Below are 12,243 nucleotides of genomic sequence, written 5' to 3' on the forward strand. Positions count from 1 at the left end.
TGTGCGGCGTTGTTGCTTTCTTGATGTCCTGCTATGCGATTACGACTGTTGCCAGCCCAGTCCCAGGCTCTTTTGCAGCGACACGAAGTCTTTGAGCAATTCCGCCTGGCCTGAAATCACGTCCTGCTGCGCGGAGAATTCCGCACGCTGCGTATCGAGCAGATCGACGAGATTCGTCGTGCCCGCGCGATAGCGCTGACGCGTCAGATCGGCCGAATGCTCCGCCGACTTCTGCACCTTCTCCAGCGTCGCCAGATGCGCACGCTGGAAGCCGAAACGCGACAGTCCGTCATTCGCATCCTGCAACGCGCCGAGCACCGCCTTCTCGTACTTCGCCTCGGCTTCGTCGCGCGACGCCTGCGCACCATGCACCGCGCCCAGCGTGCGGCCAAAGTCGAACACGTTCCACGACAGGTACGGCGCGCCGAGCCACGTCGCATTTTGCTTGCGGAACAAGTGGCCCGGATCGGCGGCCGAATAGCTGAGGTCGCCGTAGAGCGTGAGCTTGGGGAAGAAGTCGGCGATATGCTCGCCAATTTCCGCGTTACTCGACGCGAGACGGCGCTCTGCCGCGCGAATATCCGGACGCTGCTGCATCATCGTCGCCGGATCGCCGATCGCCACATTGGCGGGCAACGACGGCAGCGCCCGCGGCGCCGCGAGTTCGGCATCGAGCGTGCCCGGCGCCTTGCCGGTCAGAACCGCCAACTGGTCGAGCGAGATTTCGACTTGAGCCGCGAGCGGCGTGAGCGTGGAGCGCGTGTTCTCGACCTGGGTGGTCAGGCGTTCGACATCGACATCGGCGGCCGTGCCGCCTGCGCGACGCTGCTCGGTAAGCGTGAGCATCTTCTGTTGCAGATCGGCCGTGCGCTGCGCGATGGCCAGGCGCTGCTGCTCGTCGCGCAGTTCGATATAGGCCTGCGCGACTTCAGCAGCGAGCGACACCTGGGTATCAGCGAGATCGGCATCGACCGCGTCGGCTTGCGCGCTGGCCGCCTGCACCGCGCGGCGCGTGCCGCCAAACAGATCGATTTCCCACGACGCGTCGAAGCCCGCCGTGTACAGCGACAACGGCCCGCGCCCCGAGGAGCCCGCGCTCGAATCGACCGACGACAACGCGCTCAGGTCGGGTTCGCGCATGCGCAGCGCGGCGGCGTCTGCCGAGACTTTCGGCAACTCGTTCGCGCGCTTTTGCTGGATTTGCGAGCGCGATTCGCGCAGCCGGGCCTGTGCAGCGCGCAGATCCGGGTTGTGCGCGAATGCCGCGGTGATCAGCGTATTCAACTGCGCGTCGCCGAGCGCGAGCCACCATTGGCTCGGCGCGGGCGCGCTCGACATGCCCTGCGCGGGCGTGCGCACGAAGTTGGCGGCGCTGGTGGCGTCGGGCGCCACAACGGGTGCGCCGCGATAGTCGGGGCCCACGGTGCAGGCGCACAGTGCGCCCGTGAGCGCGGCGGCCAACGCGAACGGAGTGAGACGAATGGAGCTAAATGCCTTCATGGTCGTATGAATAGAACTTCAGTGACCTGCGGACGGGGCGCTCGCGCCACGTTGCGGTTTCTTGAGCAGGAATGCGAGCGGAACACACGCGAGCAGCGCGATACCGAGCAACCAGAATGTTTCGGAGTACGTGATGACCATCGACTGCGTCTGAATCTGCGCGGCGATCTGGCCCAGCGCCTGCATCTTCGCGAACGCCATGTCGCCGGTCTGCGCGAAAAAACTGGCCGCACTCGCGCCGATGCGCTCCTGACCGATCAGCGAATTGTTCGTGATCGAGTCGCGCAGCACGGCAGTGTGGAAAGTCTCGCGTCGGTCGATCAAGGTGCCGATAATCGCCAGCCCCACCGAGCCGCCCAGATTGCGCGCCATGTTGTAGAGCCCGGCGGCATCGCCCGACTCTTCGCGCGACACGGCGGCCATTGCGGCCTGGTTGAGCGGCATCATCGCGAGAATCTGCCCTACGCCGCGAATCAGCTGCGACCACGTGAAATCGTGGCCTACGCTCAGCGCGGTCAGCGTCGTGTCGAGCATGCAGCTCCACGCGAACGCGAGCAGCCCGATCACCACCAGCGCGCGAATATCGACCTTGTCGAGCAGACGCGGCAGAAATGGCATCGTCAACATCGCGGGCAGCCCTGAAAGCAGCATCACGACGCCCGACTGTTCCGCGTTGTAACCGGCCACCTGGCTCAGGAACTGCGGCAGCAGATAGGAAATGCCGTAGAGACCCGCGCCCACCACGAACACGATGATGTTCACGCTCGCAAAGCGCGCGTTGCGCATGAGTGACAGGCGCAGAATTGGTTTTTTCGCGGTGAATTGCGAAATGGCGATCAAGGCCATCCCCGCGAACGTGACCCACGAGAGCGAAACGATCATGTGCGATTCGAACCAGCGCTCGCGCTGTCCTTCTTCGAGCACCACGGTCAGCGAACTCAAACCGATCGCAAGCCCGACGATGCCCACCCAGTCGGCCTTGAAAAACGCTTCCCAGTGCGGACGATCGGCTTCGAGCCCGTAGAGCAGCAGCGCGATGAGTGCGAGACAGACCGGCAGATTGACGAAGAAACACCAGCTCCAGCTAATGTTTTCCGCCAGCCATCCTCCCACCACTGGCCCAAGCAAGGGTCCCAGTAGCGCAGTGAGCCCGAACACCGTCATGCCCACCGGCAACTGCGAAGGCGGCAGGCGCGTGCGGATGATGGTCTGCGCGGTGGGAATCATGGCGCCGCCCGTGAAGCCCTGGCCGATGCGGCCCGCGATCATCACGCCGAGCGAATGCGACCAGCCGCACATCATCGAGAACGCAATAAAGAGCGCCGAGTTGGTGAGCAGGAAATTGCGCAGGCCAAACACGCGCGTGAGCCACGCGGCGAGCGGAATCATCACGATTTCCGACATCAGATAGCCCGTGGAAATCCACGTCCCCTCCGTGCCGGTCGCGCCGATCTCGCCTTGAATCTGCGGCAGCGCCGAGTTCGTGATCGAGATGTCGAGCGTTGCGATCAGCGCGCCGAGCGCGCCCGCGGCCACCGCGATCCAGTCCGACGCGCTGGCGCGCTCGCCGTGCGGCTGCGCGGGTGCGGCCATCGAAACGGCGGAAGAATTAGCCACGATGATTCTCGGCGTCGATACGACGGTCGGCGTCGCGGGCGGAACGCGTGTCCACCTTGACGGTCACGGACATGCCCGGCAACAGCACCTTGCGCGTTTCAGGCCCGGTTTCGAGGCGAATGCGCACCGGCACGCGCTGCACGATCTTGGTGAAGTTGCCCGTGGCGTTTTCGGCGGGCAGCAAGGCGAATTGCGACCCCGTGCCCGGCGAGAAGCTATCGACCACGCCGTGCAGCGTATGACCCGAGAGCGCATCGACCGATACTTCGACCGGTTGCCCCTTGCGCATCTGGCCGATCTGCGTTTCCTTGAAATTCGCCGTGAGGTAAGTGTCCTGCACCGGCACGACGGACAACATGCGCGTGCCCGGCTGCACATACTGGCCAACGCGCACGCTACGGTCGCCCACGCGGCCCGCGATCGAACTCGTGATGACCGTGTGGTCGAGGTCGAGCTTCGTCTGCGCGGCACTCGCACGCGCTGCTTCGAGCTGCGCGCGCGCCTGAACGAGTTGGGCATTCAACGCGCCCAGTTGCGACTGGGCCGATTCCACGGCGGCATGATCGGCGGCGAGCGTCGCCTGGTCCTGGTCGCGCGTACTCTTGAGTTCCGCGAGCCGCTCCGTCGTCTCCGCGCCCGACGCGGCGAGCGGCGTGTAGCGGTTCACCTCGTCCTGCGCATGGCGCAGACTGACGCGCGCCACCTCTTCCTGCGCCACGGTTTGCGCAATGTTGGCGCGCTGCTGGACGAGCTGCGCCTGGGCGTGCTCGACATCGGCGTTGCGCGCGTCGATGGTGGCGTTGGCCTGGTCGAGAGCCGCCGCATACTGGCGGGTATCCAGCTTGACGAGGGGATCGCCCGCCTTCACCGCCTGGTTGTCGGCGACGAAAACGTCCGTCACGTAGCCGCTGACCTTAGGGGCGATGGTCACGCTATCCGCTTGCAGATAGGCATCGTCCGTGGTTTCAATGAAGCGCCCGACGAACCACCATTGGCCGAGCCAGACACCCCCGCCAATGAGCGCGACGAGACCGAGTCCCAGCAGAATGGCACGTTTGGAGCCGCGCTTCTCCGTATTCACTGCTTCACCTGCTGCTACGCGCCCGGGCGCTTCTGCTGTCGTTGACATATTTTTGAAAGCCTCAATCTATACCGAATGGACAAAGTGTTCCGAGTGGAAAAATTATTCCATTCGATAAACTTGTGTCAAGTGTTATATTTTGGAAGATCTGAGTGCCCCCTGTGGCAGGAACCCTATGAGCGAGACCCGACGACCCCGCCGCCCGACCGAAGGCGGCTACGCACGCGGCGACGAAACGCGCCGCAAGATCATCGACGCCGCGATCCACCTGTTCGGCCAGCATGGCTTTGCGGGGGCTTCCACACGTGATATCGCGGCCAGAGCGGGCGTGAACGCCCCCGCGTTGCAGTACTACTTTGAAAATAAGGAAGGGCTTTATTGCGCGTGCGCCGAGTCACTCGCCGACGACGCGTGGTCGGCCATCGAGCCGCAAGTGCAGAATGCGCGGGCGCTGCTTGAGCGCCACGGCAAAATCGACGAATTGATTGAAGCTTTCATTCAGCTTCAAAACGCGGTGGCCGATTTGATGTTCAAGAAAGGCGACGATACCGACAAGCGGCTCTTCTTCGCACGGGAGCAAGGCGGCGGCGAGCCGGAAATGGGCGCCCAGATATTGCGCGAACGCATGCGTGACCCGCTCAATCAGGTGACCGTCGCGCTGCTCGCGCACATTGCCGGCATGTCCGAGGACGATCCGCTCACCGTGGTGCGCACGTTCAGCCTCTATGGACAATTTCTGCTGTTCCATTTCGCACGCGAGTCGACGCTCTCCATGCTCGAATGGCGCGAAATCGATGTCGAGAAAGCCGCCTTCCTGAAGGCGGCCATCGGCGATCAAACGCGCGTGTTGCTCAAGCATTGGTATGACAAGAAGCGGGCGTCAAAAGAATAGCTGCGTTCGGCCTGGGCGATTCGGCGTCATGTGATTTTGGCGGAATAGCACGGGAAAACGGCTGCAAAATCCGCTGCGCTCACGTAGCCGGTCAAGTATGTTATTGGCATAACGAACAGGCCCTGGCTGCCAGGTTGGTTGCCATTAGCGAACGACAAGCGAGTCACCGGTGAAACGCGACAATAATATTGCCTCACTCGGCAAGCGGGCAATGACGTGCGAGACCATTGCGCCCTCAACGATTGCACCGTTTTCCCCATCATCGAGCAGCACCGCGCTTTCGATATTCCATGAACCCTGGTGGCTCGATATCGCCACGCAGGGTAACTGGAAGCTCGCCACGGTGAAGCGCAACAACCAGGTCATCGGGGAAATGCCTTATACACCGACGCGCCTGAGCCTGTGGCGCGTATCGCATCTCCCGCCGCTCACGCGCACGCTCGGCCCGGTGATCAAACCGGTGACGGGCAGCGCCGCGTGTCAACGGCATCATCATCTCGATGTCACCGCGAAGCTGATCGACCAGCTTCCCGATTGCGACAGCTTTTTCCAGGTATTCGATCCGCGCATCGACGATGCCATTGCCTTTGCGCTGCAAGGCTTTTCGGTGTCGGCACGCTATACCTTCCAGATCGACGCGAACTGCTCGATCGACGATGCCTGGGCGAGTCTCGACACCAAGACCCGCAATGTGATCCGTGGTGCCCAGCGCAATCTGACGATCGCGCCGATCGCGACGCCGGGTGAGTTCATCGAGTTTTACGAATCCAATCTGGCGTCCCGCTCGCGCACCAACGCCTACTCGCCGGAGGTCATGCGCCAGCTTGTGAATGCGTTCGTCGAACGCAAGGCGGGCACCCTGCTCGGGGCATACGGAACAGACGGCAGGCTCGTTGCGGCGATTGGCCTCGTGTGGGATCGTCACGCGGCGTACTATCTGCTGTCGTCGCGTGTGCGGGACGCGCACTGCGGCTCGATCAGCCTGCTGCTCTGGGTGGGCATCCAGCGTGCCCTGGCCTGCAAGCTCACGTTCGACTTTGACGGCTTCGCCAGCCCTTCGACGTTTCACTTCCTCAACGCCTTCGGGGCGACGCTGCGGCAGCGCCTGGCCGTCGAGCGCCTGGGCACCGGCTATTCGTTAGCCCGCGCGCTCAAACGGCGGATTGCACCGAACACGCAATTCACGACCACGCTCTGAGCGTCGACAAAATGGCGCTGCTTTGTCATTCGCAAATCGCGCACTCGGCCATCATCGTGAAATATTTTCTCGACGATCCGAAAAAATCGGCGTCCACGCTTTCCTTAACCATTTCAAAGAGTCCCGAGTCAGGAAAACTCGCGCGTCGCCCACACTGCTTGCACACAACGACGTGCATTTTTTCGGCATCGTCTGCGCGTTGCAGAGCGAAGACGGCACGTGCGCCTGTGTTGCCTGAAACCCATCGCCGGATCACAATGCCCACTCGCTCGAATTCAACCAGAGCCCGATAGATCGACGCTTTGCTTATCCGTTTCTTCCGTTTTGCCGCATGACGGTAAATCTCGTCCGCTTTGGCAGAACCCGCCATTTCGTACAATGAAATCAGGACTTCAATTCGCGCCGGCGTAACGCGAACACCCGTCTCCTGCATGGATTGAATGGCTGAGTCAGAGAAACGAGGACCATCCTGATTTCGAGGGTCAATTTTTTTCACACTGAAATTCCAAGCTGCATTAAGCAACCGATGCAGAGGATCGATTCTTTTTAGAAAGCACCGTGGGCGAACCGGGATTGCCGCCGTCGAACGACGCTTTGGGATGGCGATAATTGGCGGATATCAACGCCGCCAATTCACAAAGACAATTCTTGAGACGAGGGAAGGTGGCGAGCCGTTGCGCCACCCTCCCCGTTTTCAGCAACGCGTTGCTGACGAATCTACCCTACGGCATCGCGCCGGCAGAGGTTGCGTCAAGCGGCAACGGCCTCTGCATAGGTCACGAGGGAATCGACGAGTTCACGCCACGATGCAAGCTCCGGCGCACCGGGCTTGCGCGCGCCGAACAGCATGGCAATGTTCTCGCCCTGCGCGTCGAACAGTTCCACCGAGGTGACGATGCCGTCACAGGTCGGCTTGCGCACGAGCCACGCGCTCGCGACCAGATCTGCACGCAAATGCAGGTTGAAACGCTCGTCCAGCACATTGACCCAGGTGCCCAGGGTGCGTACGTTCGTCACCGTCCCGGTATGAATCTGGATCATGCCGGGGTTACCCACAAACACCATGATCGGCACCTGGGTGCGAGCCGCCTCGACCAGCAACGCTTCAACGACATCGTCGGCCAGTCGCGTCACGTAGCGCGGCTCGGCCAGCCGCAGTGCCTGCGTGCGCGCGAGTCCGAATTTGCGCAGCAACGGGAAAAAGTCGTGTGTGTCCTGCATCGCGTCCCACGCCGCATGAAAGCCGGCAACGTCGATTGCCGCATCCTCACGCGCAGGCTGCGTAGGCTCGGCCGACGTCAGCGCGAGCACGGACGATTGCACCGGGTCCGCCCATTGCGCCACCAACGCGTCAAACGCGGCATGATCGCTATGCGGGCGCAGATAGACCTTGAAAACCGCTTCGCCTTGTCCGTTGTAGAACTGGAAGCTCTTCATTTCCCCATTGGGCGATGCGTCGCGAACGGCAAACGCAAAGGCCCAACTCCGGTGAAAGACACGCAGGTCGATGTCGGCGCCGAGCACGAGACCGACGTGCCCTTGTGCACTCACCGTCTCGAACGTGCCGTCTTTCTCGTGTACGGCCGCCTCGTTGCGGGTGAGCGTCATCACCGGCCCGAGGCTCGGCATTTGAGCGATCAGCCCCATGAAATCCGGCTTCAAACGCACGACGTTGACGCCGACGAAAGCCGCCACGGCCTGCGCCTCGCTAACCTGCATCGCTGCGGCGGCCTCACGTTGACGCAGTTTTTGCGCCGCCTTGAGGGCGAGCCAGGACTCGCGCCACTGTGCGCGGGCCTGGTCATTGGAAAAATCGACTGAATTCACTACGGTCCTTTGTTTGGGTGGGCGACGACGATCAGAAGTCGATCTTCATCCCGACATTGAAGTTGCGCCCCGGGGCGGTATAGGCATTGAGCGTGGCGTAGCTCGAGCTACCCGAGAGATCGCGCACATCGCTCCAGCGCCAGTACTTGCGGTTAAAGAGATTGTTGATGCCGGCCGTGAGGCTCACGTGCTGGGTGATCTTGTAACCAGCGTGCAGATCGACAATCGTGTACGACGGCGTCGAGAAATATTTGGTCGACGAGGTATTCACGTCGCTCGTATTGCGGCGCGAGTTGTACGTGACGTCGGCGCCCACGAACCAGCGATCGTCGCCGCGATACTTGATCCCGAGCACCGCTGCGAGCGGCGGAATCGACATGATCCCGCTACTGGTGCCATCCGTGTTCTGTTCGCTGCCGTCGGTATAGGCCACACCGCCCTTGACTTCGACCGAGTCGCCGGCAAACCAGTCGAACTTCGCCTCGACACCCTTGATCGTTGCCTTGCTGAAGTTGATGTACTGGAATTTTTCCGGATCGGTTGCCGAAGTGAGGCTGCCGCCGACCACTTCGGAGTCGATGAAGTTCTTGTAGCGGCCATAAAACGCCGACGCGCTATACGACACACGATTCGTCCCGAATGCCAGCTTGCCGCGCATACCCGCTTCGAACGAGTTGCTGGTTTCCGGTTTCAGGTTCGGATTGCCGACCTGCTCGTAATAAGTGTGATATTGCGAAGCCGCAACACCGCCGCCGTAGTAGCTATTGACCTGATTGGCCGAAGGCGCCCGGAAGCCGCGTGCGTACTGGACGTACGGCACCATCGCCGGGCTGATTTCATAGAGGAATGCCAGGCGTGGCGACAAAGCGTTACCGCTGGAGTTGGAAAGCGGCTGCGTCGAGGCGCTCGCGGCCGACGTGTACGTGCTGTCGGCGTCCGGCGTCATATGGTAATAGTCGAAGCGCAGCCCCGGCACGAACGTCAGCTTGTTCCAGCTGATGCTGTCCTGCATGTACGCACCCAGATTGAGCGTTTGCGTCTTGGGGAACGTCTCCAGATAGCCAGAGGTCGCGTCAGCCGTATTGCCGTTCGAATCGGTGCTGTATTGCGACACGCTCAGGTCGAGACCGTACACCAGCTTATGCGAAAGCGGTCCGGTATTGAACGAACTTTCAGCGACCGTATTGCCGCCGACGATACTCTCGCCATAGTGGTTGTAGCGCGTCACATCGGTCGTCGTCTCGCCGATCAGCAAGGACTGATCGGTCGCGGCGTTGCGATAGAACACGGAACTCTTGACGTGCTGGACCCATCGATTGGTTTCGTCGTCGTGATCCCATTCGAGCTTGACGCGATTGCTCGTGACGTTGTTGGTCGTGTTATACGAAGTGGTGTTGGCGGTGTAGTTGCCAATTTCGTACAAGCTGTCGACGGAACTGTCGTTGTTGAGGGTTTCGGCGGTCAGCTTGACCTTGTCGGTCGGCGAAAGCTTGAACACGAGCTTGGCCAACGCAGACCGGTTGTTGTACGTCGCGGGATCGGCTTCGTCCCGATTCGCGCCGGTGCCGCCCGTGCTGCCGTGATTGTCCAGTTCATGCCCGTGTCGCCCGGACAGCATCAACAGGCCTTCCACGACTCCGTTTGGCGTACTAAATGCTGCGGTCGCGGTGCCACCCCAGCTCCGATCGCTCGAGTCGTAATCCGATCGCACCGAGAAATAGCTTTTCTTGCCGTAGATCGCGAGCAGGTCCGACGGGTCTTTCGTCACGAAATTCACCGCGCCGGTCAAGCCATCGCTGCCGTACAACACCGACGCCGGTCCGCGCAGGACCTCGACGCGCTCATAGAGATCGGTATTCAGGTAGTCGCCGCGGCCCGCCGCGCCGGAACCGAAGGAAAACGATTGAGGCAGCGGTATGCCGTCTTCCAGCAACAGCACCTGATTGCCTTCGAGACCGCGAATATTGATGCCGTCGTTACCGGCTCGGCCGGTGGAACCGCCGATGCCGCTCGGACGATAGGCCTGGCGGTTGACCGCGACGCCCGGCTCGTATTTCAGCGCGTCCTTGATGTCCTTGGCGTTGTTCTCTTCCATGTCGTCGGACGTGATGACCGACACCGTCGCCGCCGATCGGGTCGGGTCGGTCGTCCCGATACGACTCGCCGTGACCGACACCACGTTCAGTTGGCTTTCCACGCGCGAAGATGCGCCCGTGGTGGTCTTCGCAGCCGGCGCCTTTGCCGCTGCGGTGCCCGACGCGGCAGTCGCCGCTGTGGTCGTTGCGGTGGTCGTTGCCGTAGTCGCCGCCTGCGCCCATGCGCCCTGCGAGCCCGCCAATTCCGCGAGCGCCACCGGAATCAGGATTGCCAGAATCTTTCGCTGAAACAACATCTTCCCCTATTGATACGCGTTCTTGTGCCGCGTGGATCAGCCCATTTCGTAATGTTGCTGAATATACATGAGAAGCATTCTCATTTACATCCAGGCAGATTACGGAATGTTTCGCCATGTTTCGTAGAGGGGGACATGCCTCGCGGAAGAGAGGAGGCAGTAGACGGAAGCAGGCGCCCAACGGATCAGCGTCGCCGGGCTGGCCTGCGTCGCGAGTGGCAAACGGTGCCGCGATTCACGCGTTCTTACGCGTTCGATATCACCGCGTCGTCGACTACGTCGCCTTGCTTCGGCATCGCAAGTTTGATGGCCAACGCCGCGAGCAGCACCATGGCGACGTTGAACCACAACGCTACGGCAGCGGCGAAGCGGAGTTGGTCAGGCTGACCGACGGCAAGCGATTTCATCGGCGGGAAGCCATCGGCTGTCGTCAATGCGGTGAAGATCGCAGCCGATATCGCGATGCCGAACGCAGTGCCGAGCGATGACGCCATCTTGTAGATGCCCGACGCCGCGCCTGACCTCGCGTGAGCGACGCTGCATAGCGCGGCATCGGTGGACGGCGTCGCATAGAGACCCAATCCAACGCCGAGCAGAGTGATGCCAATAACCGCGATAACGACGTATTGCGTCGCGGATACATACGTGAAAGTCGTGAGCGCAATGCCTGCCGCCGTTGCCGCACAGCCCATCAACATGGGGCGTCGCGGTCCACCGCAACGCTGCTGCAACTTCTCGCCTACGCGAATCGTCAACAGGATCGCGACGAGGTAACCCGTGGTCATCAGGCCCGACTGAAGCGACGAGAGTCCATACGCTTTTTGCACCAGCACCAGGACAATCAGCAACGCGCCCGCTACACCGTTCAGAAGAAAATTCGATAACGTGGCGCCCAGAAATATCGCATTGTCGAACAGTCGAAAATCGACGAACGGATGACGGCAACACCGTTCAGTCCGAACGAACACGATTAACGCCAGCGCACACACGCTCGTCAGCGCGAGCACGACCGGATTGAGCCAACCCAGCGTTGCGCCTTGCCCCACCACGACATTAAACGCCACCATAGCGATTAGTAGTGCTGTCAAACCTGTCCAGTCGAACGGCAGCGCGGTCTCTTGCGCATCGCCCCGACTCTCCGGCGTGCCGCGAATGAGCGTCCAGCTTAGCGTCGCCACGATAATCGACATCCAGAAGATCGAGCGCCATCCCATCGTCGCATCGACCAGACCGCCCAGCAGTGCGCACAGGCCCGAGCCGCCCCACGAGCCAATCGACCAGAAACTGAGCGCCCGCTGGCGCGCCGCGCCGTCAAAGTAAGCTTTCATCAACGCCAGCGTGGCCGGCATGATGCAGGCCGCCGACACGCCTTGAATGATGCGACCGGTCATCAGGAATATCGCCGTGCCGCAGGGCGAGGCGGCGATCAGCAGCGATCCGGCGACGCTCAGCGCGAGCCCCGCATAGGTCATTTTCACGCGACCGAAACGGTCGGCCAGTCCGCCGGCTACGACAATGAAAACCCCGGAAAACAGCGCGGTAATGCTGACGGCGATATCGCTGGTGCCATCGTTGATCCGCAGTTCGGTTCGCATGGCGGGCAACACGTTAAGCGTCGTCTGCGCGAACAGCCAGAAGGTCACGACCGCCAGCACAATGCCGGCGATGAGCCTGTCGTTGCCCACGTATCGAGAGGGGCCGAACGTCTCTTCGGAGCGTCCCATTTGCGTTCTCCG

General features: G+C 61.6%; 9 protein-coding genes. 2 read left to right on the forward strand and 7 right to left on the reverse strand.

The window, feature by feature from the left end; translation table 11 throughout:
• Positions 1-39 precede the first annotated feature (39 nt).
• From U5782_RS18795 to U5782_RS18805, 3 genes are read right to left on the reverse strand one after another with little or no spacing between them, the layout of a single operon-like run.
• On the reverse strand, positions 40-1,500 hold the full coding sequence (locus U5782_RS18795) for an efflux transporter outer membrane subunit (RefSeq protein WP_322045365.1): 1,461 nt from the start codon (positions 1,498-1,500) through the stop codon (positions 40-42).
• Positions 1,501-1,518: 18 nt separating this feature from the next.
• Positions 1,519-3,093: an MDR family MFS transporter gene (locus U5782_RS18800; RefSeq protein ID WP_415914368.1), complete on the reverse strand. Its 1,575-nt coding sequence runs from the start codon at positions 3,091-3,093 to the stop codon at positions 1,519-1,521.
• Between the two features lie 16 nt (positions 3,094-3,109).
• Entirely contained in the window at positions 3,110-4,246 is a 1,137-nt protein-coding gene (locus U5782_RS18805; protein ID WP_322045367.1) for an HlyD family secretion protein, read from the reverse strand.
• Between the two features lie 127 nt (positions 4,247-4,373).
• Between U5782_RS18805 and U5782_RS18810 the strand changes: the two genes are divergently transcribed.
• Both U5782_RS18810 and U5782_RS18815 read left to right on the forward strand, forming a co-directional pair.
• A complete protein-coding gene (locus tag U5782_RS18810) occupies positions 4,374-5,090 on the forward strand; it encodes a CerR family C-terminal domain-containing protein (RefSeq protein ID WP_322045368.1) in 717 nt (238 codons plus the stop codon).
• Between the two features lie 169 nt (positions 5,091-5,259).
• Positions 5,260-6,288 (forward strand): GNAT family N-acetyltransferase, encoded by a 1,029-nt coding sequence (locus U5782_RS18815; protein WP_322045369.1) that lies wholly within the window; start codon positions 5,260-5,262, stop codon positions 6,286-6,288.
• Between the two features lie 25 nt (positions 6,289-6,313).
• On the opposite strand, the gene U5782_RS18820 is transcribed toward U5782_RS18815, so the two are convergent.
• From U5782_RS18820 to U5782_RS18835, 4 genes are all read right to left on the reverse strand, one after another.
• Complete coding sequence (locus U5782_RS18820) at positions 6,314-6,784, reverse strand: Fur family transcriptional regulator (RefSeq protein WP_322045370.1); 471 nt, start codon at positions 6,782-6,784, stop codon at positions 6,314-6,316.
• 254 nt (positions 6,785-7,038) lie between these two features.
• Positions 7,039-8,115: a hemin-degrading factor gene (locus tag U5782_RS18825; protein ID WP_322045371.1), complete on the reverse strand. Its 1,077-nt coding sequence runs from the start codon at positions 8,113-8,115 to the stop codon at positions 7,039-7,041.
• A gap of 31 nt (positions 8,116-8,146) precedes the next feature.
• A complete protein-coding gene (locus tag U5782_RS18830; protein ID WP_322045372.1) occupies positions 8,147-10,507 on the reverse strand; it encodes a TonB-dependent hemoglobin/transferrin/lactoferrin family receptor in 2,361 nt (786 codons plus the stop codon).
• A 245-nt stretch (positions 10,508-10,752) separates the two neighbouring features.
• Complete coding sequence (locus tag U5782_RS18835; RefSeq protein WP_322045373.1) at positions 10,753-12,231, reverse strand: MFS transporter; 1,479 nt, start codon at positions 12,229-12,231, stop codon at positions 10,753-10,755.
• Positions 12,232-12,243 lie beyond the last annotated feature (12 nt).

The organism is Paraburkholderia sp. J67, assembly GCF_905220265.1.
Lineage (GTDB): Bacteria > Pseudomonadota > Gammaproteobacteria > Burkholderiales > Burkholderiaceae > Paraburkholderia.